The 22,952-nt window shown below is 64.0% G+C and carries 26 protein-coding genes; 4 read left to right on the forward strand and 22 right to left on the reverse strand.

Annotated elements, in window-relative coordinates:
- Positions 1-243: an acetyl-CoA carboxylase gene (locus PQT43_RS07665; RefSeq protein ID WP_102880618.1), complete on the reverse strand. Its 243-nt coding sequence runs from the start codon at positions 241-243 to the stop codon at positions 1-3.
- 94 nt (positions 244-337) lie between these two features.
- Complete coding sequence (locus PQT43_RS07670) at positions 338-1,096, reverse strand: 5-oxoprolinase subunit PxpA (protein WP_102860653.1); 759 nt, start codon at positions 1,094-1,096, stop codon at positions 338-340.
- Between the two features lie 211 nt (positions 1,097-1,307).
- On the opposite strand from PQT43_RS07670, the gene PQT43_RS07675 reads away from it, so the two are divergent.
- Positions 1,308-2,225 carry a LysR family transcriptional regulator gene (locus PQT43_RS07675; RefSeq protein WP_102860652.1) on the forward strand — a complete coding sequence of 306 codons (918 nt, stop codon included), beginning with the start codon at positions 1,308-1,310 and terminating at the stop codon, positions 2,223-2,225.
- Between the two features lie 102 nt (positions 2,226-2,327).
- Here the strand turns inward: PQT43_RS07675 and PQT43_RS07680 are convergent, their stop codons facing one another.
- The 5 genes from PQT43_RS07680 to PQT43_RS07700 all read right to left on the reverse strand — a co-directional run bounded on the left by PQT43_RS07680 (position 2,328) and on the right by PQT43_RS07700 (position 6,433).
- Positions 2,328-2,912 carry a PqiC family protein gene (locus tag PQT43_RS07680; protein WP_102860651.1) on the reverse strand — a complete coding sequence of 195 codons (585 nt, stop codon included), beginning with the start codon at positions 2,910-2,912 and terminating at the stop codon, positions 2,328-2,330.
- Complete coding sequence (locus PQT43_RS07685) at positions 2,909-4,600, reverse strand: PqiB family protein (protein WP_102860650.1); 1,692 nt, start codon at positions 4,598-4,600, stop codon at positions 2,909-2,911. Before PQT43_RS07685 ends, PQT43_RS07680 begins: the two co-directional genes overlap by 4 nt.
- Positions 4,593-5,207 carry a paraquat-inducible protein A gene (locus tag PQT43_RS07690; RefSeq protein ID WP_110651437.1) on the reverse strand — a complete coding sequence of 205 codons (615 nt, stop codon included), beginning with the start codon at positions 5,205-5,207 and terminating at the stop codon, positions 4,593-4,595. The genes PQT43_RS07685 and PQT43_RS07690 overlap by 8 nt, the downstream gene beginning before the upstream one ends.
- Positions 5,207-5,815, reverse strand: a complete 609-nt coding sequence (locus tag PQT43_RS07695) for a paraquat-inducible protein A (protein WP_102880621.1) — start codon at positions 5,813-5,815, stop codon at positions 5,207-5,209. Before PQT43_RS07695 ends, PQT43_RS07690 begins: the two co-directional genes overlap by 1 nt.
- Positions 5,816-5,998: 183 nt before the next feature.
- Complete coding sequence (locus PQT43_RS07700) at positions 5,999-6,433, reverse strand: multidrug/biocide efflux PACE transporter (protein WP_102880622.1); 435 nt, start codon at positions 6,431-6,433, stop codon at positions 5,999-6,001.
- A gap of 89 nt (positions 6,434-6,522) precedes the next feature.
- Between PQT43_RS07700 and PQT43_RS07705 the strand changes: the two genes are divergently transcribed.
- Positions 6,523-7,377 (forward strand): LysR family transcriptional regulator, encoded by an 855-nt coding sequence (locus tag PQT43_RS07705; protein ID WP_267268769.1) that lies wholly within the window; start codon positions 6,523-6,525, stop codon positions 7,375-7,377.
- A gap of 42 nt (positions 7,378-7,419) precedes the next feature.
- Here PQT43_RS07705 and PQT43_RS07710 read toward each other — a convergent pair whose 3' ends face one another.
- The 4 genes from PQT43_RS07710 to PQT43_RS07725 all read right to left on the reverse strand — a co-directional run bounded on the left by PQT43_RS07710 (position 7,420) and on the right by PQT43_RS07725 (position 10,040).
- Positions 7,420-8,676, reverse strand: coding sequence for an RNA polymerase sigma factor (locus PQT43_RS07710; RefSeq protein WP_102880624.1), 1,257 nt, complete (start codon positions 8,674-8,676; stop codon positions 7,420-7,422).
- Positions 8,676-9,167: an SRPBCC family protein gene (locus PQT43_RS07715; protein ID WP_102880625.1), complete on the reverse strand. Its 492-nt coding sequence runs from the start codon at positions 9,165-9,167 to the stop codon at positions 8,676-8,678. The genes PQT43_RS07710 and PQT43_RS07715 overlap by 1 nt, the downstream gene beginning before the upstream one ends.
- 26 nt (positions 9,168-9,193) lie before the next feature.
- A complete protein-coding gene (locus PQT43_RS07720; protein WP_102860643.1) occupies positions 9,194-9,538 on the reverse strand; it encodes a YciI family protein in 345 nt (114 codons plus the stop codon).
- A 67-nt stretch (positions 9,539-9,605) separates the two neighbouring features.
- Complete coding sequence (locus PQT43_RS07725; protein ID WP_267268770.1) at positions 9,606-10,040, reverse strand: YybH family protein; 435 nt, start codon at positions 10,038-10,040, stop codon at positions 9,606-9,608.
- 183 nt (positions 10,041-10,223) lie between these two features.
- On the opposite strand from PQT43_RS07725, the gene PQT43_RS07730 reads away from it, so the two are divergent.
- The gene (locus PQT43_RS07730) at positions 10,224-10,709 is read left to right on the forward strand and encodes a GNAT family N-acetyltransferase (protein ID WP_272753666.1); all 486 of its coding nucleotides are present in this window, start codon (positions 10,224-10,226) and stop codon (positions 10,707-10,709) included.
- Positions 10,710-10,803: 94 nt separating this feature from the next.
- Here the strand turns inward: PQT43_RS07730 and PQT43_RS07735 are convergent, their stop codons facing one another.
- The 11 genes from PQT43_RS07735 to PQT43_RS07785 all read right to left on the reverse strand — a co-directional run bounded on the left by PQT43_RS07735 (position 10,804) and on the right by PQT43_RS07785 (position 21,321).
- Positions 10,804-11,301 (reverse strand): GNAT family N-acetyltransferase, encoded by a 498-nt coding sequence (locus tag PQT43_RS07735; protein WP_102860640.1) that lies wholly within the window; start codon positions 11,299-11,301, stop codon positions 10,804-10,806.
- Positions 11,302-11,447: 146 nt separating this feature from the next.
- On the reverse strand, positions 11,448-11,606 hold the full coding sequence (locus PQT43_RS07740) for a hypothetical protein (RefSeq protein WP_272753667.1): 159 nt from the start codon (positions 11,604-11,606) through the stop codon (positions 11,448-11,450).
- A gap of 47 nt (positions 11,607-11,653) precedes the next feature.
- Positions 11,654-12,346 carry a response regulator gene (locus tag PQT43_RS07745; RefSeq protein WP_102860639.1) on the reverse strand — a complete coding sequence of 231 codons (693 nt, stop codon included), beginning with the start codon at positions 12,344-12,346 and terminating at the stop codon, positions 11,654-11,656.
- Entirely contained in the window at positions 12,343-15,036 is a 2,694-nt protein-coding gene (locus PQT43_RS07750; protein ID WP_110594799.1) for a sensor histidine kinase, read from the reverse strand. The genes PQT43_RS07745 and PQT43_RS07750 overlap by 4 nt, the downstream gene beginning before the upstream one ends.
- Before the next feature lie 60 nt (positions 15,037-15,096).
- Entirely contained in the window at positions 15,097-17,169 is a 2,073-nt protein-coding gene (gene kdpB / locus PQT43_RS07755) for a potassium-transporting ATPase subunit KdpB (protein WP_102880630.1), read from the reverse strand.
- A 12-nt stretch (positions 17,170-17,181) separates the two neighbouring features.
- Entirely contained in the window at positions 17,182-17,865 is a 684-nt protein-coding gene (gene kdpC, locus PQT43_RS07760) for a K(+)-transporting ATPase subunit C (protein ID WP_110651434.1), read from the reverse strand.
- Positions 17,866-17,874: 9 nt separating this feature from the next.
- Entirely contained in the window at positions 17,875-19,581 is a 1,707-nt protein-coding gene (gene kdpA / locus PQT43_RS07765) for a potassium-transporting ATPase subunit KdpA (RefSeq protein WP_267268772.1), read from the reverse strand.
- Positions 19,582-19,594: 13 nt separating this feature from the next.
- Complete coding sequence (locus PQT43_RS07770) at positions 19,595-19,765, reverse strand: hypothetical protein (protein WP_162884082.1); 171 nt, start codon at positions 19,763-19,765, stop codon at positions 19,595-19,597.
- A complete protein-coding gene (kdpF, locus tag PQT43_RS07775; RefSeq protein ID WP_016968152.1) occupies positions 19,749-19,847 on the reverse strand; it encodes a K(+)-transporting ATPase subunit F in 99 nt (32 codons plus the stop codon). Before kdpF ends, PQT43_RS07770 begins: the two co-directional genes overlap by 17 nt.
- Before the next feature lie 253 nt (positions 19,848-20,100).
- On the reverse strand, positions 20,101-20,589 hold the full coding sequence (locus PQT43_RS07780) for a GyrI-like domain-containing protein (protein ID WP_123394108.1): 489 nt from the start codon (positions 20,587-20,589) through the stop codon (positions 20,101-20,103).
- Positions 20,590-20,658: 69 nt separating this feature from the next.
- Positions 20,659-21,321, reverse strand: a complete 663-nt coding sequence (locus PQT43_RS07785) for a LysE family translocator (protein WP_110594805.1) — start codon at positions 21,319-21,321, stop codon at positions 20,659-20,661.
- Between the two features lie 279 nt (positions 21,322-21,600).
- Between PQT43_RS07785 and alaC the strand changes: the two genes are divergently transcribed.
- On the forward strand, positions 21,601-22,812 hold the full coding sequence (alaC, locus tag PQT43_RS07790) for an alanine transaminase (protein WP_102880635.1): 1,212 nt from the start codon (positions 21,601-21,603) through the stop codon (positions 22,810-22,812).
- Positions 22,813-22,952 lie beyond the last annotated feature (140 nt).

Raw genomic sequence — 22,952 nt, forward strand, 5'->3', positions numbered from 1 at the left:
TCACTGTTCGAGCGTCGCGACGACCTGACCCGGCTCCACCGGATCACCGTCTTCCACCACAAAGGCGCTGACTTGACCCGCGCTCCCGGCGGTCAGTTCGGAAAACTGCTTCATGACTTCGATCAGGCCGATCACGGTATCGGCGCTGACGCTGTCGCCGACCTCGACGAAAGGCGCCGACTCGGGGGTGGCCTTGCGATAGAAAGTGCCCGGCAAGGGGGTGATAACACTGTATTCGGCCATGTCTGTTCCTTTTGGAATAGTTGTAGAAAGGCAGGCAAAAAATCAAAACCAGATGAAACCCGCGTCTGTGCGCGGTGCTTCGTGTCAATGCGCCTCAGCGCGGTGCACGCACCTCGATGCCGGCCTGATCCAGCGCCGTGCGGGTGGCCTCCACCAGATCCAGGGCGCCGGGGGTGTCGCTGTGCAGGCAGATGGAATCGAACTCGATGGCCAGGTCCTCGCCTTCAACCGTACGTACCAGGCCGGTCTGGCAGGCGCGCAGCACCTTGGCGGCGACGGCGGCCGGGTCCAGGGCGCGTACCTGGCGGGTGAAGACGATGGAGCCGCTGAGGTCGTAATCGCGGTCGGCGTAGAACTCGCGGATCACCGGCTGACCCAGCTCCTGGGCGACGTGCCAGATCACCGAATTGGGCATGCAATACAGCAGCAGCTCGGGCTCCAGCTTGCGCAGGTTTTGCACCAGCAGCCGTGCAGCCTCTTCATCCCGGGCCAAGTGCATGTAAAGCGCACCGTGGGGCTTGATGTGTTGCAACTTCACGCCTTGCACCCGGGCCATTTCCCGCAGGGCGCCGAGCTGATAAAGCATGTCGTCCACCAGCTCCTGGGCCGGTGCGTTGATGTGCCGGCGGCCGAAGCCCACCAGGTCGCGGAACCCCGGATGCGCGCCGATAGCCACACCCAGGCGCTTGGCCTGTTCGATGGTGCGGCGCATGGTGCCGGGGTCGCCGGCGTGAAAGCCGGTGGCGATATTGGCCGAGCTGATAAAGCCCATGAGCTCGTTGTCGACGCCGTCGCCAATGGTCCAGGGGCCGAAGCTTTCGCCCATGTCCGAATTGAAATCCACTGCCTGCATCACTGTTGCTCCAACTCTTGTGACTTCGTGCAGTGAAAATTAGAGCGGCCTTGACCCCTTGGGAAGATCTATTATCAGATAGAGCATCTTCTGAAAAACAGATAAAGCTCTGCTAGGAGTCGGCAGGCGGTGATCCACGTATCGGCGAAGACCGGCGCGAGATGGCTTTGGCCGGCAAGTCGGCTCCTACAGAAGTGATGGGGAATGGAACATGTCGTTGACCTTGCGCCAGGTGCGCTACTTCGTGGCGACCGCAGAGATCGGGCAGATCTCCCAGGCGGCGATCCACTTGAATATCTCCCAATCGGCGGTGACCACGGCGATCAAGGAGCTTGAAGCCATGCTCGCCGTGCAGTTGTTCGTGCGCTCGGCCCAGGGCATGAACCTGACCGACGCCGGGCGGCATTTTCTCAACCGCGCCTATGTGATCTTGCGCAGTGTCGAGGATGCGCTGAACAGCCCGTTGCCGGACTACCGGGCCAGCGGCGTGCTGCACCTGGCGGCCAGCTACACGGTGATCGGCTACTTCCTGCCGCACCACCTGCAACGCCTGGAGCACTGGCACCCGGACGTCACCATCGAACTCCACGAGCAGGAGCGCCAGGCCATCGAGCAAGGGTTGCTGGAGGGCCGTTTCGACATGGCGGTGGTGCTCACCGCCAACCTGACCCACCCGGACATCGTCTCGGAAACCCTGTTCAACTCCGAGCGCCGGCTATGGCTGCCGGCCCACCATCGGCTCTGCGAACGAGCCAGCGTCAGCCTGGCGGACGTGGCCCAGGAACCGTTCATCCTGCTCACCGTCGACGAAGCCGAGCAGAGTGCCATGCGCTACTGGGAACAGGCCGGCCAGCAGCCCAATGTACGGGTGCGCACCAGTTCGGTGGAGGCGGTGCGCAGCATGGTGGCCAACGGTAGCGGCGTGGCGATTCTTTCGGACCTGGTGCATCGACCCTGGTCCCTGGAGGGCAAGCGCATCGAGACCCTGAGCCTGAGCGACGCAGTGACCCCGATGAGCGTAGGCCTGGCCTGGCACCGCGAACGGACCTTCACCCCGGCGATGCAGGCCTTGCGCGACTACTTCCACGACGCCTTCCTCGCGCCCCAGCAACTCAGCGCCCGGCGCTGAACACCTTGCTTGGCGATCTCTTGCCGAACCTCCAGCGGCCTCAAGATCCACGCGTCTCCTACGGAGCCGTTCGCAGCCTGCGGCAGCGGCTACAGGGCTGATTCAGGGGCAGGTCCAGCGTTGTGCGGTGCTGGCGATCTGTGCGGCCAACTGGGCAATGGCCTGTTGATGAGCCTGCACCAGGCTGCTCAGTTCAACACCCGCCGGCTGGCGGATCTGGCTGCTGCAGGTCAGGCTGCGGGCCGGGCCGCCCTCGCCCCGCAAGCGCAGGCTCCAGACCACATCGATCAGCGCGTAACGCCCCGGCAGGGATTCGAAACGCCGTACATCGGTCTGCAACGACAGCACCGGGAGCCCGGGCTGCTTGGGCAAGCCTTCAAGGTTGCGGGTGCCGAGCTTGTGCTCCATCTGGCTGGCCAGGGCGTCGTGGAACTCATCCACCAAAGGCGCGCTCCAGCGCTGGGTTTCCAGGATCGCCAGGGTGCCGCTGTCCTGGCGCACCACCAGTTGCGGCTGATCCACCTGGACCGGGATGCGCACCGTGGACATCTCGAACTGCAGATTCGCGTTGCGGGCCGCAGCGCTGCCTTCAGTCACCGGCGGCATCAGGGTGTAGTAACGGGTCGGCGCAGAGCTGCAAGCGGCAAGTCCCAGGGTCAGGCTCAACAACAAGGCGATTTTTTTCATGGCTGGGCTTCCGGTGCGGATTCGCGGACAGAGGAGGATGGCGACTGGTAGGCATCCGGTTGGTTGTCTTTGAGACGACCGCGAATCAACGCTTCAGGATGACGACCGAGGAAGTCGCTGAGCACCCGTACCGAACGCGCGGTGCGCTGCACTTCCTCCATGGCCTGGCTGAGTTTCTGTCGCTGCGGCGAATCCTCGGAGAAGCTCTCGTTGGCGCTGGCCAGGGTCTTCTTCGACTGCTCCAGGGTGTCGCGCATCTGCGGCAGCACTTGGCCGTTGACCTGTTTCAGGGTCTTCTGCATCTCCGCCAGGCTGCCATCGAGGTTGGCGGCGATGGAGTCGATCGGCAGCTTGCTGATCTTGTCCACCACGGCCTGCAGTTGTTCCTGCAACTTGTCCATGCTGCCCGGGATGGTGGGGATCTCCAGCGGCCGTGCGGCGGGGTTGTAGGCCACCGGCTTGGCATTGGCGACAAAATCCAGGGAGATGTACAGCTGGCCGGTTAGCAGGTTGCCGCTGCGGGGTTGGGCCCGCAGGCCGTTCTTGACGAAGGCGCCGATCAGTTGCGCGGAGCGGGCGTCGTCTTCGCCGCCGGTCTGCTTCACCAGTTTTTCATGGGCCTTGCCCAGGCGCTCGGGATAGATCACCGCCCCTACCAGGGTCGGGAAATACTTGCGCTGTTCGTCGTAGTCCAGGTCCATGGACACCACCTTGCCGATGTTCACCCCGAGGAACTCCACCGGGGCATTCAGCGACAGGCCGCGCAGGGCCTGGTCAAAGCGCATGCGGATGTAATACGGCGCGCCGTCCGGCGGAGCCAGCGCCGTATCCTGATCGCCGAACAGGGTGTATTCGGCATTCTCCTCGGCCGGCTTGGCGTTGGGGCTGTACTTGGGTTCGACGAAGGCGATGCCGCCAGCAAGGATCGAGGACACCGACTCGGTGTTGACCTTCAAGCCGTTGGCGCCCAGGGTCACATCCACACCGCTGGCGTTCCAGAATCGGCTGTCGGTGGTGACGTACTTATCATTGGGCGCGTTGACGAAGATCTTCACGTCCACCCCCTTGCCGCTGTTGGCCAACTGATAGGACACCACCTGCCCCACTTCGATGCGCCGGTAGTAGACCGGCGAACCGATGTCCAGGGAGCCCAGGTCGTCGGTGTGCAGGGTGAAGCGCTTGCCCTTCTGCCCGTAGGTAATGAGCGGCGGGGTTTCCAGGCCCTTGAAGCTGTTCTTGCGCTTCTCCGACTTGCCGGCATCGGCGCCGATAAAGGCCCCGGAGAGCAAGGTATCGACCCCGGAAACGCCGTTGGCGCCAATGCGCGGACGCACCACCCAGAACATCGAGTCGTCGGCGGTGAACGGTTCGGCGGACTGATCCAGCTCGACCTTGGCCAGCACCTTGCGGCGATCGTCGCTCAAGGCGATGGAGGTCACCTTGCCGATCACCACGTTCTTGTACTTGACCTGGGTCTTGTTGGCTTCCAGGCCCTCGGCAGTCTGGAAACTGATGGTGATTTCCGGCCCGGCCGACAGCGAGTTGTGGACCACCATCGACAGCCCCACCAAGGCCGCGACAATGGGCACCAACCACACCAGCGAGACATTGAAACGCCGCGTACGCAGCGCCGGAGCGCCGGGAGCCGGCTGGGAACCTGCCGCCTTGGAACCTGGATGATCAGACATCTTCAACCTCTACATCCCAGATAAGCCGGGGATCGAAACTCATGGCCGCCAACATCGTCAGCACCACCACCAAACCAAAAAACAGAATGCCCATCCGCGGATCGATGGAACTCAGGGCCCGAAACTGCACCAGGGCCGCCACCAGGGCCACCACCAGCACATCGAGCATCGACCAATAGCCGATCACCTCGATAAAACGGTACAGCCTGGCACGCTCGCGCTGGGCCCAGAGGCTGCGGCGCTGGCAGGTCACCAGCAAGGTGCCAAGGACAAAGAACTTGATGCAGGGCACCACCACGCTGGCGATGAAGATCAACAGGGCGATGTCCCAGGAGCCGTGTCTCCAGAACTCCACCACGCCGCTCATGATGGTGTTTTCACTGGCGCTGCCAAAAATACTGGTGTGCATCACCGGCAGCAGGTTGGCCGGAATATAGAAGATCAGGCTGGCCACGAGAAAGGCCCAGGTCCGCGCCAGGCTGTTGGGCTTGCGCGCATGGACCACGGAGTCGCATCGGGGGCACTGGTGCTCGGATTGCTCGCAGACCTGGCCGCAGGTGTGGCAGAGCATCAGTTGATAGTCCCGGGCGTAAGGGGGCGTATTCATCAGTAGCGACCCTCCAGGTCATCCCACAGATAGCGGATGTCCTTGCCGGAAATCAGGATGATCAGCACCGTCAGCATGGCCAGGGCCCAGAGCCCGAGGCCGGGGTGCACATCGAGCATGCCAGCGAGCTTGACGATGGCCACCAGAATGCCCAGCAGGCACACCTCCAGCATGCTCCACGGCCGCAGGTGCTCCAGAGCCCGCATGCAGGCCTTGAAGCCTGGCGCGGCGCGATCGAAATTGGCGAACCCCAGCACCCAGCACAGCAGCATGATCTGCAGGCACGGCGCCAGAATGATGGTCAGGCCGGTGATCGCCGCAATCAGGCTGATGCGGCCCTGGGCCAGGGCTTCTACCGATTGCCAGAGCGTGGCTTCGTTACTCAGGCCTTCGAGGCTGATCTTGATCACCGGAAACAAATTGGCGAAGACGAACAACAACCCGGCGGTAATCGACAAGGCGAACAGCTGCTGCACGTTCATGTAGCGGGCACGGGCCAGCAACGCGCCACAGCGCGAGCACTGAGCGGCCTGGCCTTTGCCGAGCGGCACGGATTCGTACAGCGAATCGCAGTGCTCGCAGATGATCCAGTTGCGGGAAATAGTCATGGTCTTCAGATAGTCGGGAGGGCTGCTGGTTCAGTGACGGCCTCCAGCGGACGCACATTTTCAGAAAAACCCGAGGACGGTGTCCAGTTCTGTCTGAAATCAGCTCGCAGACCTCTACGCCATAATAGGCCCCCCGTGGGTTTTCGCCGGCCGAAACCGGCGACTATCACAAAGGCCTGCGGCTCAATGAGCCAGACGCTGTTGCAACCACTTGTCCCGCAGTACGTCGTAGGCCCAGTGGTAGAGGTAGGTGTAGGGCAGAAAGAACAACAGCACGCCGATATCGAGGATGAACGCCTGCAACAGGCTGACATTCAACCACCAGGCAATCAGCGGTACCCCCATCGCCACCAGACCGCCTTCGAACAGCAGGGCATGCAGGACCCGGGTCCAACCATTGCGTGCAAGTTGCAGGCGCTTGAGCAGACGATCGAACAGACCGTTGAACACCACGTTCCAGATCAGCGCCAAGAGGCCGATGCCGATGGTCACCAGGCCCATGTCAGCCATGGGTTTATCCATGATCCAGGACAGCAGCGGCGTGCAGATCAGCACGGCCAGCAGCTCAAAACCTACAGCCTGGAAAATACGTTCGGTAAGGGATTTGTGCAGGCTCATTGCCGTGCTCCTTGAGTGAATGTGTTGGCGATCTTCCAGGATCAGGTCGATACTTCATAATCAATAACCATCGATCAAGGCGATAGTTCATGGCCTCACACGAAGTGCTGCTGGCGTTCGTCCAGGCAGCGACCCAGGGTTCCTTTTCCGCCGCCGCCCGCAAGCTGGGCAAGAGCCAGTCCACCATCAGCGCCGCGGTGGCCAGCCTGGAAATCGACCTCAATGTGCAATTGTTCGATCGGGCCAGCCGCAAGCCCGGCCTGACCCCCGCCGGGCAGGTGATGCTGCAGCACGCGGAGGAAATCCTCGCGGCCACCAGCCGCCTGGAAATGGCCGCCAGCCAACTGTCCCAGGGAGTCGAGGCGAAACTTACCGTTGCCCTGTCCGACACCTATCAGTCGGATCGCTTTGAAAGCTGCCTGAGCGCCTTCGAGCAGCGTTACCCAGACCTGGAACTGGAATGCCTGATTGCCGAATGCGAAGACCTGATTGCCCTGGTGCAAAGTGGCCGGGCGCACATCGCCTTTGCCGAGATGCAGGCCGATTACCCGGCGGACCTGGATCACCAGACCCTGGATGAACAGGGTGAAATGTCCCTGTACGTCTCCCGCAAGCATCCGCTGGCTCGGCTCGAGCACGTCGATCAGGAAGCCCTGCGCCAGCACCGGGAGCTGCGCCTGGCGACGGTGCTCAACCCCTACGACAGCCGTCCCCAGGGACGGGTCTGGTCGGCGCCCAGCTACCTGATGCTGCTGGAAATGGCCCAGGGCGGTTTTGGCTGGGCGCCGTTGCCGAGATGGCTGGTAGAAGGCTTTGGCGCCGGCAAATTGCAGGAACTGAACGTACGCGGCTGGCCGCGCAAGGTGGTGGTGGATGCCCTCTGGTCGCGCCTGCACCCGCCCGGGCCGGCCGGGAGCTGGCTATTGGGGCGGATGCTGGAGTGAGGCAGCTCGGGTATCCGCCCCTGTAGAGCGCGCCCTGTAAAGCTACGCAGAGCTGGAGACCAGTTGGGCCAGGCGCGCTTCGAGAAAACGCCGTTCCGGGGCTTGCCGGGTCAGGGCCAAGGCTCTTTGATAGGACTCCCGCGCCGCCTCGACTCGCCCCAACTGCCGGCAGAAGTCGGCACGGGCAGCGTGGATCAGGTGGTAATCCTGCAAATCGCCGCGCTGCAGGATGGCCTCCACCTGCTCCAGGCCGGCCGCGGGGCCGTCACGCTTGGCCAGGGCCACGGCACGGTTGAGCTCGATCACCGGCGAAGGCTGCAGCCGCAGCAACACCTCATACAGGCCGACGATCTGCGGCCAATCGGTCTGTTCGGCACTGGGAGCCTCGGCATGCACCGCGGCAATCGCCGCCTGCAGGCAATAGGCTCCGCCGCGTCCGCTGCGCAATCCGCGCTCCACCAGGGCACAACCTTCGTCCATCAAGGCCCGCTGCCACAGGGAACGATCCTGCTCATCCAGCAGGATCAACTCGCCCGTGCTGGAGAGTCGCGCCCCACGTCGCGACTCGTGCAACAGCATCAGGGCCAGCAGGCCCAATACCTCCGCTTCCGGTAACAGCTCCAGCAGCAGGCGCCCCAGGCGTATCGCTTCACGGGTCAGGTCCTCACGGGTCAACTCGGCCCCCATGGACGCCGAATAGCCTTCGTTGAACACCAGGTAGATCACTCGCAAGACACTGTCCAGGCGCTCGGGCAACTCGTCCAGCGTCGGCACCTGATAGGGAATTCCGGCGTCGCGGATCTTCGCCTTGGCCCGCACGATACGCTGGGCGATGGTGGCCGGAGAGACAAGAAAGGCCCGGGCGATTTCCTCGGTGCTCAGGTCGCAGATTTCCCGCAGGGTCAGTGGCACCTGGGCGTCTGCCGCCAGCGCCGGGTGGCAACAGGTGAAGATCAACCGCAGGCGATCGTCTTGCACGTCCTCACCGTCCCAGTCGTGCTGTTCCAGGTGCTCCAGCTGGCTGACCAGCGCCGCCTGGGAAGCGGCGAAGCGCGCCCGCCGGCGCAAGGCATCGATGGCCTTGAAGCGTCCAACGGACACCAGCCAGGCCCGAGGATTGTCCGGGACGCCGTCCTTTTGCCAACGCTCCACGGCGACAAAGAAGGCCTCGTGCAAGGCCTCTTCAGCCAGGTCGAAATCCCCCAGCAGGCGGATCAGGGTGGCGAGAATGCGCCGCGATTGCTCGCGGTAGACCCGCGCCACCAGGACCTGCACGGCCTCACCGGATTGACCCGGCATCAGTCCGCCATGCCTTGGGTCACCAGGGTCACGAGACGCTCCAGGCTCTCTCCCCACCCCTGGTGAAATCCCATGGCTTCATGGGCTTGCCGATCGGCTTCGCTCCAATGCATGGCGCGGGCGGTGTAGAGCGTCTTGCCGTCCTGCTCCTCGAAGGTCACTTCAGCGGTCATGAACGGCTTGCCCGAAGGAATCCAGCCCGGCACATAGGCATCGGTGAACACCAGGCGCGACGGCGCGTGGATCTCCAGGAACACCCCCATGGTCGGGTATTCGGCACCGTCCGCAGCCCGCATCAACGTGCGAAACTGGCCACCGACCCACAGATCCATTTCACACTCCGGGGTGGTCATGCCGTGCGGCCCCCACCATTGCGCCAGCAACGCCGGCTCGGTCCAGGCGCGAAACACCCTGGCCCGCGGCGCATCGATCAAGCGGCTGATGGACAGTTCATGCTCGGCGGCCTGGCGGCCGACTGTTGAAAAGGTCATTGGCAAACTCCTGCTTATGCTTGTTATCAGGGATTGAGTTCACGCACAGGACGCACTTCGACACTGCCGACCCGGGCCGCCGGAATGTTCCCCGCCACCTGGATCGCTTCATTCAAATCCCTGGCCTCGATCAGGTAGAAACCGGCCAGTTGCTCCTTGGTTTCGGCGAACGGACCATCAGTGATGGAGAGCTTGCCGCCACGCATGCGCACCGTGGTGGCGGTCTGTATCGATTGCAACGCCTCGGCGGCAAGCATCCGTCCGCTGCCCTGGACCGACTCGGCATAGGCCTGGCACTCGGCGTCCTTGGGGCTCTCGGGCAGGCTGTGCAACAACTGTTCATCGCTGTAGACCAGACAGAGGTATTTCATGGGTGTCTCCGGGTTCGGGCTGATCAACTATGGTTGCTGTTTTGTTCTTTGGCGAACCGCCCGCTCATCAAGGTTGCAGATCGAACTGAGTGGTCCCGGTCTGCATGTCGAACGGCGCCGACCAGTGTTCATGCACCACTTGCCACTGCCCGTCGCGCAGCTCATAGGCGGCGCTCACCCGCATCCAGCAGGCCTTGGTCTGCCCTTGGGCATCGGTGCCCCCGCAATGGGCCAGCCAATGGGCGAACGCCAGCGCCTCGGCGGCCCGCACCTGCAGCTGGTGGAACTCGAAGATGCCCGGCCCCGGGCACTCCTGCATGCAGGCTTGCCAATGTTCACGGTAGGCCGCCTTGCCCGAATACTGCAGGGCGCCAACGGCGTCGAAAGAGACGATGTCATCGGCGTAAAAACTGACGATACGCTCGATGTCCCTGGCGACCACCGCCTGCTGCCAATGGCCGATCAGGCTGCGGATCTGTGCTTCGCTGGTTGGGTTGTGCATGGCAAAACTCCTCAAGAGTGGAATCAACCGGCACCGGGCAGCCCCTGCAAGAGCGCACTTGAATGCTCGGTACACCCTTAGTCGTCTGGCCAGCCAGACAATCGACAACCTCGATAAAAAATTTTACCGCTCGGGCAAAATCGCTAGAATCCGCCCCCTTCCCTCCCCTGGACAGTCCCGCCAGTGACCACTCGTCTCGTGCCTTATGAACAGCTCGACAGCCATCAGCGTGCCCAACTGCTGAGCCTTGAAGTACGGCCTGAACAGAGAGCGTTTTCCGGGGATATCCATGGCGCGCTGTACACCTTGGGCAATGCACCGGCTGGCGCCATCAAGGGCTTTGCCCTGCTCAGCGACGAACGGCCGGTGGCGTTCCTGCTGCTCAAGCACGCGCCTTGCCTGCCGGCCTGGGCCGAGGCCGACCACGCCACCCTGCACGCCCTGCAAGTGGACCTGCCGTTCCAGGGCCAGGGACTGGGCACCGCCTGCCTGCAAGCCCTGCCCGGCGCCGCGCTCCAGGAGTGGCCGCAGCTCAAGGGCCTGATGCTGGCGGTGGATGCCGACAACCAGGCCGCACTCCAGCTCTATCTCAAGCTGGGCTGGGTCGAGAATGGCCAGGCCTGCAAAGGCCGGATGGGTTATGAACGCAGGATGGTCCTGGCGTTTTGAGTTCAGCACTTCAACTCAAGGGCACTCCTGCTTAGCAGCCCCCTGAAAAGCCCCTACGCCGGCGCCCCTTGTGCATCAGGGGCATGCCTGGGACTTACAACCCCCGCACCATCTCATGCCAGGCCATGCCGCCGTGGTCCGACGCCGACGCCTTGACATAGACGAAGCCAAAGCGCTCGTAGAGCGGCACATGGCGTTCCTTGCACATCAGGTGGATGCGCGCCTTGCCCAGCTCGGTCATGCGCGCAATGAAGGCTTGCAACAGTTGCCGGGACAGACCCTGGCCCTGGAAATCCGGATGCACCACCACCGACATGATCACCACTTCGGAACCGGCCGGGTCGTGACCGATCAGTTCCTTGAAGGCTTCGTCGGCCATCTGCACCTCGAAGGTGGCACCGGAGTTGATGAAGCCGGCCACTGCGCCCTCCACTTCGGCGACGATAAAGCCCTCGGGCCAGGTAGCGATGCGGGTAGCGATCTTTTCCCGAGTCGCGGCTTCGTCGCCTTCGTAGGCCAGGGTCTCGATGGCAAAGCAAGCATCCAGGTCGGTGGGCAGGACGGTACGGATCAGTGGGGTCGAAGCAGTCATGGGCGGCAACCTGAAGACGGTGAAGGGTGGCCGATTCTAGCAAGAGTGGCGTTATGGGGAGCCTTGCGTATGCAGGGCATAGGGATAGTCGGGGCCGCCGTAAAGCTTTCATATAAACCCTGGCAAGGGCGGCGCCCAGGGATTATCTATCTGATCCCCGACACCTCCTGGCCGGCCCCATCAAGCCGGTCCTGCCGCGTCTTGCCCACAGGACTTTCCCCATGAGCAACATCCAGATCGGCCTTCTTGTGCTGTTCAGCATCACCGCCTTCGGCTGCATCACCTTGTACATCGATTTTGTACATGAGCGGCGTCGCGGCAAAAAAGCCCTGAGCGGCGCCACCAGGCAGGATCAGAGCCCCACCAGGCGATAACCCACCTGCAACTCGGTGATCAGGTGCTGGGGCTGAGCCGGATCAGCCTCCAGCTTCTGCCGCAGATGGGCCATGTGCACCCGCAAGTAATGGGCGCGGTCGACATAGTCCAGGCCCCAGACCTCCAGCAGCAGTTGGCGATGGGTCAGGACCCGGCTCTGGCCGCGGATCAGGGCGCAGAGCAGACGGTATTCGATGGGTGTCAGGTGCACCAACTGCCCTTCGCGGCGCACCTCATGGGTGGCCAGGTCGACCTCGATGGCACCGAAGGCCACCTTGCTGGTGGCCGCCACCGCGCCGCTCTGGCCGTGGCGCCGCAGTTGCGCACGAATGCGCGCCAGCAACTCCGGCACCCCGAAGGGTTTGACCAGATAATCATCAGCGCCGGCATCCAGGGCGGCGACTTTCTCGTCTTCGCGGTCCCTGGCCGACAGCACCAGGATCGGCACCGCCAGCCAGCCGCGCAGCTCGCTGATCAATTGCTTGCCATCGCCATCCGGCAGGCCCAGGTCGACGATCACCAGATCCGGCTGGCGGCTGGCGGCATGGATCAGGGCGCGCTTGACGCTGTCGGCCTCGAACACCTGGAAACCTTCGTCCTCCAGGGCAATGCCGACAAAACGGCGGATGTTGGCTTCGTCCTCGACAATCAGGATGCGTGGGTTGCTCATAGGGCTTCCATGGATGGCGGTTGTCCCGCCGGCAAGGTGATGACAAAACTCAGCCCGGCGTCGGCGTGAGGCTGGGCCTCGATACGCCCGCCATGGGCCTCGACAATCCGTTTGGCCAGGGCCAGCCCCAGGCCGATCCCGGCCACCGCGGACTCCTGCTGGCCACGGCTGAAGGCCTCGAACAGGCTGTCCGGGGAACTGCCCTTGGGACAGCCGGGGCCGGAGTCGCTGACCTGCAGGATGATCTGCTGGTCCACCTGGCGGGCCGTGATCTGCACCAGGGTGCCGGCAGGGGTGTACTTGGCGGCGTTGTCCAGCAGGTTCACCAGCACCCGTTCCAGCAGCAGTGCATCCACCTCCACCAGAGGCAGATGGGGCGCCATGGTCACCCGCAGTTCATGTCTGGCCAGGGGCTCGCGCAACTGGCGCAGGGCGCTGCCGACAATCTCCTCCAGGGAATTCCACTGACGCTTGAGGCGCACCCCGCGCTCCTGCATGCGCGCCATGTCCAACAGGTTCTCGATCAGGCGCTGCATCGACGTGGCTTGATCATGGATGCCATGCAACAGCTCGGGCAGCGGGCCACTGGGGGCATGGGGCAACGCGGCATCGGCGGCCCCGATGATGGTGGTCAGCGGAGTGCGCAAGTCATGGGAAATAGCGGCGAGCAAAGTGTTGCGCATGCGTTCGCCTTCCATCTGCACCACGGTGCTCTGCGCCACTTCGACGTAATGCACCCGCTCCAGGGCGATTGCCAGCTGGCTCATGCAGGCCTCCAGCAGGCGCTGCTCCTCGGGTTCGTTGAGGCGTTCGGCGTCCGCCAGCTCCAGCACCAGCACCCCGCGCACGCGCATCGGCGCCTTGAGCGGCAGGTAGCAGCCCTTGGCCGCCGCCAGGGTGTCGGTGCCGCTGCCTGCCGGCTGGTCGTGGTCATAGGCCCACTGGGCAATGCTTTCATCAATCGCCAGGGTATTGGCATTCAAGGCTCGCACGCGATTGTCCGCATCCGGCAGCGCCAATCCGACCCGGGCCTCGAACACCCCGCTGAAGGTGCGCAGAGCCACGGCGCAGATCTGCTCCTCGGTCAGTGCCGCCGACAACTCCCGAGCCAGCCCGGCCAGGGAGGTGGCGCGGCGCTCGCCTTCGGCGGCAGTGCGGGCCTGGTGGCGCAGCCGCGCGGTGAGCTGGCCGGTGATCAGGGCAATGCCAAGCATCAAGGCGAAGGTGAAGAAATACTGGGTGTCGTTGACGGTGAACGACAACACCGGCTGGACGAAGAAGAAGTCGAAACACAGCACCGCCAGCATGGCCGCCCAGACACCCGGCCCCCGCCCGAAACGCAAGGCCACCAGAACCACAGTGAGCAGGAACAACATCACCACGTTGGCCGGGTCGAACACCTTCAGCAGCAGCGCCGCCACTGCAGTGGCGGCAAAACAGGCCAGGCTGGCCCACAGATAGGCCGGCGCTCGGCTCGGGGTCAAACCGGCCTCTGGCTTGTCCGCAGCGGCCGGGCGCCGGCTCAAGGGCCCGTTGGCGATCACGATCTGATCGATTTCCGGATGCTGGCGGCTGATGCGATCACTCACCGACTGATGCCAGAACTGCCAGACCTTGCGCGGGTAATGGCCCAGCACCAGGCGATTGGCATTGTGCTCGCGGGCACAGGCCACCAGCGCCTCGGCCACGTCCAGGCCGGGCAGGGTCGCGGTCTCGGCGCCGAACTCGGCGGCCAGGGCCAGGGTCTTCATCGCTGCTGCATAACGGCTGGCACCGTGGCCACGACGTTGCGCCGAGGCCACGTGCACGACGATCCAGTCGGCTTCGAGTTTCTGCGCCAGGCGCGCGGCCTCGCGCACCAGGCGTTCGTCCGCCGGGTCGCCGGCGATCCCCACCAGCAAGCGCTCCCGGGCCGGCCACAGGGCATTGATCGAGCGCTCGCGGCGATAGTCGCGCATTTGCGCATCGACCCGGTCGGCGGTGCGGCGCAGGGTCAGCTCGCGCAGGGCCAACAGGTTGCCCTTGCGGAAAAAATTGCGTGAAGCGCGCTCGGCCTGGGGCCCCATGTAGACCTTGCCGTCCTTGAGGCGACGCAGCAGGTCGTCCGGTGGCAGGTCGATCACCAGCACTTCGTGGGCCTCATCGAACAGGTGATCAGGCACCGTCTCGCGTACGCGGATGCCGATGATGCCGCTGACGATGTCGTTGAGGCTTTCCAGGTGCTGGACGTTGAGGGTGGTCCAGACATCGATCCCGGCCCGCAGCAGTTCTTCCACATCCTGCCAGCGTTTGGGATGCCGGGAACCGGGGACGTTGCTGTGGGCCAACTCGTCCACCAGCAACACCGAAGGACGTCGCGCCAGGGCCGCGTCCAGGTCGAATTCGGGCAAGGCATAGTCGCGGTGCATCAGGCTGTGACGCTCCAGCACCTCCAGGCCTTGCAGCAGCTCGGCGGTTTCCCGCCGGCCGTGGGTTTCCACCACCCCGGCCACCACGTCGCGGCCCAGGGCCACTTCATTGCGGGCGGCGGTGAGCATGGCGCAGGTCTTGCCGACCCCGGCGTTGGAACCGAAATAGATCCGCAGCTTGCCGCGCTGGGCGGCTTGTTCGTCCTGTTGCAGCTTTTCCAGCAGCGCATCGGGATCGGGGCGCCCGTCGCGGGGCGCAGGACTTGCATCAAGCACAGTCATGAGCTTCCTTAAATGAACAATGCGGCGCCCCCAGGGAGCGCCGCATTGCCTGTCCTTGCGTCAAACCAGGCCAAGCCCGGCCAGCAGCATGTCAATCAGCTTGATCCCGGCAAAGGGTACCAGCACCCCGCCCAGTCCGTAGATCAGCAGGTTGCGGTTAAGCAAGGCCGCAGCGCCGATGGACCGATACTTCACCCCCTTGAGCGCCAGGGGGATGAGGAACACGATGATCAGCGCGTTGAAGATCACCGCACTGAGAATCGCCGAGTTCGGGCTGGTCAGTTGCATCACGTTCAACGCGCCCAATTGCGGGTAAGTGGCGACGAACGCGGCCGGTACGATAGCAAAATACTTGGCCACGTCGTTGGCCACGCTGAAGGTAGTCAGGGCGCCGCGGGTCATGAGCATCTGCTTGCCGACTTCCACCACCTCGATCAGCTTGGTCGGGTTGCTGTCCAGGTCGACCATGTTGCCGGCTTCCTTTGCCGCCTGGGTGCCGCTGTTCATCGCCACCGCGACGTCGGCCTGGGCCAGGGCCGGGGCGTCGTTGGTGCCGTCGCCGGTCATGGCCACCAGCTTGCCCTTGGCCTGGTAGTCGCGGATCAGTTGCAGCTTGTCCTCGGGACGGGCCTCGGCGAGGAAATCATCGACCCCGGCCTCCACGGCAATCGCCGCCGCTGTCAGGCGGTTGTCGCCGGTGATCATCACGGTCTTGATGCCCATGCGCCGCAGTTCGGCAAAGCGCTCCTTCATCCCGCCCTTGACCACGTCCTTGAGTTCCACCACGCCCAGGGCCTGGGCGCCGTCGCTGACCACCAGCGGCGTGCTGCCGCGCCGGGAGACTTCGTCGACCTTGGCCTGCAAGGCCGGCGGGAAGCTGCCACCCAGGGCTTCGATGTGCCGGCGAATGGCATCGGCCGCACCCTTGCGGATGCTGCGCCCCTCCGGCAGGTCGACGCCGCTCATGCGGGTCTGCGCGCTGAACTGCACGAAGCTGGCGCCCAGGGCCTCGATGTCGCGGCCACGGATGTCGAACTTCTGCTTGGCCAGCACCACGATACTGCGGCCTTCCGGGGTTTCGTCCGCCAGGGAGGCCAGTTGCGCGGCGTCCGCCAGTTCGCTGTCCTTGATTCCCGGGGCCGGCAGGAAGGCGCTGGCCTGACGGTTGCCCAGGGTGATGGTGCCGGTCTTGTCCAGCAGCAGCACGTCGACGTCACCAGCGGCTTCCACAGCGCGCCCGGAAGTGGCAATGACATTGGCCGACATCATCCGGCTCATACCCGCCACGCCGATGGCCGAGAGCAGGCCGCCGATGGTGGTGGGAATCAGGCACACCAGCAACGCCACCATCACCGTGGCGCTGATCACGCTGCCGGTGCCGCTCATGGCCACGGCGAAGATCGAGTACGGGCTCAGGGTCACGATCACCAGCAGGAACAGCAGGGTCAGCCCCACCAGGAGAATGGTCAGGGCCACCTCGTTGGGGGTCTTCTGGCGCTTGGCCGATTCCACCATGGAGATCATGCGGTCCAGGAACGACTCACCGGGGTTGACGCTGATGCGCACCACCAGCCAGTCGGACAGCACCTTGGTGCCGCCGGTGACCGAGGAGAAGTCGCCCCCGGCCTCGCGGATCACCGGCGCCGATTCACCGGTAATGGCGCTCTCGTCCACCGTGGCCACGCCTTCGATGACCTCGCCATCCAAAGGCACCAGGTCGCCGGCTTCGATCAGCACCACCATGTCCTTGCGCAGCTCGCTGGCAGCCATGGGCAACCAGGCAGCGCCATGCTTGGGCTGCTGCAACAGCTTGGCCAGGGTCTGGCGCTTCATGCCCTTGAGGCTCGCGGCCTGGGCCCGGCTGCGGCCCTCGGCCAGGGCTTCGGCGAAGTTGGCAAACAGCACGGTGAACCACAGCCACAGGGTGATGCTGAGGATGAAGCCGCTGGAGGCCTCGCCTTCACCGCCCAGGGACTGGAACCACAGCAGGGTGGTGAGAATGCTGCCCAGGTAGACCACGAACATCACCGGGTTCTTCCACTGCGCCTGAGGCAGCAGCTTCTTCACCGCATCCAGGCACGCCGTGAACAGCAGCCCACGGTCGAACAACGCTATACGAGGGTTATTACTCATGATCGGTATCTCTTACTCACTGACCGCAAGGGGCGAGGCATGCACGGGTGCCAGGGCATCCAGCGCGAGATTGAGTTGCAGCACATTGACCCGGGGCTCGCCCAGCAGGCCGAAGGTGCGGCTTTCGCTGTGGTCCTGCAGCAGCGCCTGCAGATCGGCCAGCGGCAGGTTGCGCAGGCGGGCCACCCGGTTCAATTGCAGCTGGGCGTTGGCCAGGGAGATGTGCGGGTCCAGGCCGGAAGCCGAAGCGGTCACCGCGTCCACCGGTACCTGCATGTCCGCCGCCAGGCCGTTGAGCTGGCGATAGGCGCTGACCCGCGCGGCCACGCTGTCCACCAGTTTCTGGTTGGTGGGGCCCAGGTTGCTGGCACCACTGGCCCCGGCGTTGTAGGGCTGGGGCACGCTCTTGCTCGGGTCCAGCGGATCGCTGCCCAGGGTCATGCTCGGGCGGCCCTGGAAATACTCCGGGCGACTGAAGGACTGACCGATCAGTGCCGAGCCCACCACCACCCCGTCACGCTGCACCAGGCTGCCCTGGGCCTGAAACGGGAACAGCAGGTTGGCCAGCACGGTGGTCGCCAGCGGATAGGCCAGCCCGGTCAGCAGCATGAAGAACACCGCCGCCACCAGCACCGGGCGCAACAGGCCCTTGAACAGCACCGCAGTGGTGCCTTGGGTTTGCATTTGCGTCGTCATCACAACCCCTTACTTGTAAGTCTGGCCGGCCAGCAACTGCAGTTGCTCCACCAGCGGGCCGAGCGCGAGGGCCGGCAGGAAAGTCAGGCCACCGACCACCAGCACCACGAACACCACCAGGAACATGAACAGCGGCGTGGCAGTGGGAATGGTGCCGGCACCGGCCGGGATGTTCTTTTTCGCCGCCAGGGAACCGGCCACGGCCAGCATCGGCAGCATGGTGAAGAAGCGCCCCATGAGCATCGCCAGACCGATGGTGGTGTTGAAGAACGGCGTGTTGGCATTGAGCCCGGCAAACGCCGAACCGTTGTTGGCGGTACCCGAGGCGTAGGCGTAGAGCACCTCGCTGAAACCATGGGGGCCAAGGTTGTTGAGGCTGTTCATGGTGTCCGGCCACAACGCTGCCAGGGCGGTGAAACCGAGGATGCAGATCGGGTGCGCGAGCACCGAGAGCATCACCAGCTTGATCTCCCGGGCCTCGATCTTCTTGCCGAGGAATTCCGGGCTGCGGCCGATCATCATGCCCACCAGGAACACCGTCAGCAGGGCGTACTGGATCAGGTTGATAAAGCCCACGCCGTCACCGCCAAACACGCAGTTGAGCATCATCTGCGCCAGGGGCACGAAACCGCCCATGGGGGTCAGCGAGTCATGCATGGCGTTCACCGAACCGGTGGTGGCGCCCGTGGTGGTGGTGACGAACAGCGCGGTGTCGGCGATGCCGAAGCGCAGCTCCTTGCCTTCCATGTTGCCGCCACTCTGGGTTGCCGACAGTTGCTGGTCGGCACCGACCTGGGTCAGCAGCGGATTACCGCCCTGCTCCGCGGTGAAGACAATGGCCAGGAAGCCGACGAACATCACCAGGAAAGTGCCGAAGAACACCCAGCCCTGACGCCGCCGCAGCAGCATGCTGCCGAAGGCGTAGGTCAGCGCCGAAGGGATCAGCAACATGCTGAGGATGTGCAGGACGTTGGTCAGCGGGGTCGGGTTCTCGAACGGGTGGGCGGCGTTCATGCTGAAGAAGCCGCCACCGTTGGTGCCGATGTGCTTGATCGACTCAAGGCTGGCCACGGCGCCGACGATCAACTGCTGCTGGGCGCCTTCCAGGGTGGTGGCCAGGGCCTGGGAGTTGAGGGTCTGGGGCATGCCCTGCCAGACATAGACCAGGGCCATGACCAGGCACAAAGGCAGCATCACCCGGTACAGGGTGCGGGTGAAGTCGACCCAGTAGTTGCCGATATCCGCCGAGCTGGAACGGCTCAGGCCACGAATGAAACCGGCCGCTGCCACCACACCGGCGGTGGAGCCGACGAACATCAGGAAGGTGATCACCGCCATCTGGCTGAAGTTCGACAGGCTGCTTTCACCTGAGTACGCCTGCCAGTTGGTGTTGGTGATAAAGGACGCGGTGGTGTTGAACGCCAGGTCCGGGGTCTGCGCCGCCAGCCCCAGGGGGTTGAGGGGCATGACGGCTTGCAGGCGCAGCACCAGGTAGCCCAGGAGCATCATCGCCGCGTTGGACAGCAATAGCGCCGAGCCATAGCGGGCCCAGCCCATGGTTTCGCCGGGGTCGATCCCCAGCAGGCGGTAGGTGGCCCGCTCGGGCAAGGCGTGGCCGCGGCCGCTGAAGACCCGGGCCAGCCATTTGCCCATGAGTACGGCGAGCCCGGTCATTACCCCGAGGATCACCGCGTATTCCAGCACAGTACTCAACATGTCGATGCTCCGTTCAAATCTTGCCCATGGCGACGATGACCAGGGCCGTCAGTACAAAGAACCCCAGGGACAGGCCCACGAAGATCAGGTCGTACATGGCTGGTTTCCTTTCTCGAGAATGCCCGGACGGGCGAATGAAAATGCCGGGGTAGCGTTGGGTGCGGTCATCAGAATTTCTCGGCACGGATCAGCGCGTAACCCAGGTAGACAAACAGCAGCACGGCGCAAAAACCGCTGGCGCCGTAGATGAATTCCAGTGTCAGCAAGGTTTTTCCCCTTAATCCATTGAGGCGGCGCCGCAACCGCAGACAGCGGCCCGGGGCGCAACCGGTCAGGCACCCGGCAACGGGCACCGGCAGGGAGTCGGGAACGAGCCGTCCGCCGCTCTCCTCTGCGCCACGCAGGTTAGGTGAGGGCGTATCAAGGTCGGACACTGATTGCGGGGGACGGTATTAAGACGGCGTATAGATTGCGGCCAAGGCCGGGGGAATCGGGGGCCGGCCAGCGCCCCCGAGGAGATCATTCACTTTTCAGCGGTAGCCAGACCTCCACCACGCCGCTGCCGGTATCGGGGTTGAAATCGGCGCTGTAGCGCTCGAACTCCGGGGCATCGGCCGCCTCGCGACCGGACTGGGGCAGCCAGGTCTTCCAGATGTAGTTGAAGGTCTGTGGCAGTTCCTGCAAGGAGCCACCGTGCTCGAACACCGCATAGTTCTGCGGCTGCACCTCGATCCAGCGATAGCGCTCGGGCAAATCGTCGAGCTTGCTGATCTCGACTCCGGCCAGGTATTCGAAGCCACCCTGGCCATCGGGGTTGCAACAGATGCCGTAGGTCACCTCATCCACTTGCCCCGGCACCTTGCCGATGTGGGGGATGAAGCGCTCCCAGAGCTGGCCGATGTCCTGGCTGGCGCCAGGGGTAAACCGCTCGCTGAAGCCGGCAATCAGCAGAAAACGCTCTCTTTCGAAGCGCGGTTCTGGACCTGCGCCCTGTTTTTGCTCATCCATGAATGCCACTCCTGCCGCAGAAAAGATGGGTACGGCAGCAAGTATAGAAGCCAATCGCCAGGGCCAGGATCAGAGCGCCGGAAGGTCGACCACCCCGGCGCCGACGATGAACTCCTGATAACCGGATAGGATCACGTACACCGCGAAATAGCAGAAGATCGCCGCAGATGCCAGGTAGGAGTAGCGCAACAGCTTGTCGCCCAGCAACTTGCCGCCCTGGGTCGCGGCCAGGCACAGGCCCATGGTCCAGACCAGCCCGGCGCAAAAGAAGCCGGCCAGGAACAACCCGGAGTCGGCAATCGTGCCGCCACCGGATCGAGCAATCAGGGTGCCCCCCACGGCGGCAAACCAGAGGATCGCGCTGGGGGAAGACATGGCCAGGAAGATCCCGCGCAGGAACTCCTTGCGCGGCGAACCGCGGTCCGCCTCCCCCGCCGTGGCCAGCAGCGCACTGTGATGAATGGCGGCGTAGATCATCTTTGCCGCGAAATACACCAGCAGCGCCGAACCGCCGATCCACAGCACCCAACGCACAGTTTCGTACTGCAACAGCACGGTCATCCCGGCCAGGGCCAAGAGCGCGTAGATCAGGTCACCCACGCAAGTCCCGAGGCCCAGGCAGAAGCCCTGGAAATAGCCGCGCTGCATGGCCAGGGTGATCATCGCGATATTGGCCACGCCGATGTCCAGGCACAGCGAAAGGCTCAGCAAAAAGCCGCTGGTAAACTCCATCATCCATCCCGTTTGACGCTGTTGTTCGAAGAGCTGCCGAGCGGCATCAGATCCGCCCGAACGAATCAGGCACAGGCCGGGCGCCGTCCTTGCAGGCAAAAAGCGTGCACGTTATAGCGGCAAACCCGCCAGCCGGGCAAACCGCCGGCAGCGCAAAAATATTTTTCCGCTGCTCTGGACAAGCCCGCGCCAGCGCCTTTATCGTCTGCCCCCGCAGGCCACCGCAGTGGCCAACGTCGCTCGGACGGTTCCGGGCGCTTACGTCTTTTCGAGGCAACAATGGCCGAACAAGGTTCGCCGCGCCGCTTTGCGCGCATCGATCGTCTCCCCCCTTACGTTTTCAACATCACTGCCGAGCTGAAGATGGCTGCGCGTCGGCGCGGCGAAGACATCATCGACTTGAGCATGGGCAACCCCGACGGCGCGACTCCGCCGCACATCGTCGAAAAGCTGGTGACCGTTGCCCAGCGTGAGGACACCCACGGCTACTCCACCTCCAAAGGCATTCCACGGCTGCGCCGGGCGATTTCCCGCTGGTACAAGGATCGCTACGAGGTCGATATCGACCCGGAAAGCGAAGCCATCGTCACCATCGGTTCCAAGGAAGGCCTGGCGCACCTGATGCTGGCCACTCTGGACCAGGGCGATACGGTGCTGGTGCCCAACCCCAGCTACCCGATCCACATCTACGGCGCGGTGATCGCCGGCGCCCAGGTGCGCTCGGTGCCACTGGTGCCCGGAGTGGACTTCTTCGCCGAGCTGGAGCGGGCCATTCGCGGTTCGATCCCCAAGCCGAAAATGATGATCCTGGGCTTCCCCTCCAACCCCACCGCGCAGTGCGTGGAGCTGGATTTCTTCGAGCGGGTGATCGCCCTGGCCAAGCAGTACGACGTGCTGGTGATCCACGACCTGGCTTACGCCGACATCGTCTACGACGGCTGGAAAGCCCCGTCGATCATGCAGGTGCCCGGGGCCAAGGACATCGCGGTGGAGTTCTTCACCCTGTCCAAGAGCTACAACATGGCCGGCTGGCGCATCGGCTTCATGGTCGGCAACCCGGAGCTGGTCAACGCCCTGGCGCGGATCAAGAGCTACCACGACTACGGCACCTTCACCCCGCTGCAGGTAGCAGCAATCGCGGCACTTGAAGGCGACCAGCAGTGCGTCAAGGACATTGCCGAGCAATACCGGCAACGGCGCAATGTGCTGGTCAAGGGCCTGCACGAGCTGGGCTGGATGGTGGAGAACCCCAAGGCCTCGATGTACGTCTGGGCCAAGATTCCCGAAGCCTATGCGCACCTGGGCTCCCTGGAATTCGCCAAGAAGCTGCTGGCCGAGGCCAAGGTCTGCGTGTCGCCGGGGGTGGGTTTCGGTGAGTACGGCGACGATCATGTGCGCTTCGCCCTGATCGAAAACCAGGACCGGATTCGCCAGGCGGTGCGCGGCATTCGCGGGATGTTCCGCGCCGACGCCCTGGTGCAGAAAAGCTGAGACTCCTTCAGCCACAAAAAAACCGCAGCGATGCGGTTTTTTTGTGCCTGCACTGTAGCCGCTGCCGCAGGCTGCGAACGAGTGCGTAGCACTCGCGGCGATTCAGAAGCCTATCAAGGGCTGACGGCAGATCACCGGGC

Source organism: Pseudomonas sp. BLCC-B112, from assembly GCF_028550695.1.
Lineage (GTDB): Bacteria > Pseudomonadota > Gammaproteobacteria > Pseudomonadales > Pseudomonadaceae > Aquipseudomonas > Aquipseudomonas danubii.

Bases quoted from the DNA above. Each gene is read 5' to 3' on its own strand.
- PQT43_RS07665 (WP_102880618.1), bottom strand. From the start codon at position 243: ATGGCCGAATACAGTGTTATCACCCCCTTGCCGGGCACTTTCTATCGC.
- PQT43_RS07670 (WP_102860653.1), bottom strand. From the start codon at position 1,096: ATGCAGGCAGTGGATTTCAATTCGGACATGGGCGAAAGCTTCGGCCCC.
- PQT43_RS07675 (WP_102860652.1), top strand. From the start codon at position 1,308: ATGTCGTTGACCTTGCGCCAGGTGCGCTACTTCGTGGCGACCGCAGAG.
- PQT43_RS07680 (WP_102860651.1), bottom strand. From the start codon at position 2,912: ATGAAAAAAATCGCCTTGTTGTTGAGCCTGACCCTGGGACTTGCCGCT.
- PQT43_RS07685 (WP_102860650.1), bottom strand. From the start codon at position 4,600: ATGTCTGATCATCCAGGTTCCAAGGCGGCAGGTTCCCAGCCGGCTCCC.
- PQT43_RS07690 (WP_110651437.1), bottom strand. From the start codon at position 5,207: ATGAATACGCCCCCTTACGCCCGGGACTATCAACTGATGCTCTGCCAC.
- PQT43_RS07695 (WP_102880621.1), bottom strand. From the start codon at position 5,815: ATGACTATTTCCCGCAACTGGATCATCTGCGAGCACTGCGATTCGCTG.
- PQT43_RS07700 (WP_102880622.1), bottom strand. From the start codon at position 6,433: ATGAGCCTGCACAAATCCCTTACCGAACGTATTTTCCAGGCTGTAGGT.
- PQT43_RS07705 (WP_267268769.1), top strand. From the start codon at position 6,523: ATGGCCTCACACGAAGTGCTGCTGGCGTTCGTCCAGGCAGCGACCCAG.
- PQT43_RS07710 (WP_102880624.1), bottom strand. From the start codon at position 8,676: ATGCCGGGTCAATCCGGTGAGGCCGTGCAGGTCCTGGTGGCGCGGGTC.
- PQT43_RS07715 (WP_102880625.1), bottom strand. From the start codon at position 9,167: ATGACCTTTTCAACAGTCGGCCGCCAGGCCGCCGAGCATGAACTGTCC.
- PQT43_RS07720 (WP_102860643.1), bottom strand. From the start codon at position 9,538: ATGAAATACCTCTGTCTGGTCTACAGCGATGAACAGTTGTTGCACAGC.
- PQT43_RS07725 (WP_267268770.1), bottom strand. From the start codon at position 10,040: ATGCACAACCCAACCAGCGAAGCACAGATCCGCAGCCTGATCGGCCAT.
- PQT43_RS07735 (WP_102860640.1), bottom strand. From the start codon at position 11,301: ATGACTGCTTCGACCCCACTGATCCGTACCGTCCTGCCCACCGACCTG.
- PQT43_RS07740 (WP_272753667.1), bottom strand. From the start codon at position 11,606: ATGTACAAAATCGATGTACAAGGTGATGCAGCCGAAGGCGGTGATGCT.
- PQT43_RS07745 (WP_102860639.1), bottom strand. From the start codon at position 12,346: ATGAGCAACCCACGCATCCTGATTGTCGAGGACGAAGCCAACATCCGC.
- PQT43_RS07750 (WP_110594799.1), bottom strand. From the start codon at position 15,036: ATGACTGTGCTTGATGCAAGTCCTGCGCCCCGCGACGGGCGCCCCGAT.
- kdpB (WP_102880630.1), bottom strand. From the start codon at position 17,169: ATGAGTAATAACCCTCGTATAGCGTTGTTCGACCGTGGGCTGCTGTTC.
- kdpC (WP_110651434.1), bottom strand. From the start codon at position 17,865: ATGACGACGCAAATGCAAACCCAAGGCACCACTGCGGTGCTGTTCAAG.
- kdpA (WP_267268772.1), bottom strand. From the start codon at position 19,581: ATGTTGAGTACTGTGCTGGAATACGCGGTGATCCTCGGGGTAATGACC.
- PQT43_RS07780 (WP_123394108.1), bottom strand. From the start codon at position 20,589: ATGGATGAGCAAAAACAGGGCGCAGGTCCAGAACCGCGCTTCGAAAGA.
- PQT43_RS07785 (WP_110594805.1), bottom strand. From the start codon at position 21,321: ATGGAGTTTACCAGCGGCTTTTTGCTGAGCCTTTCGCTGTGCCTGGAC.
- alaC (WP_102880635.1), top strand. From the start codon at position 21,601: ATGGCCGAACAAGGTTCGCCGCGCCGCTTTGCGCGCATCGATCGTCTC.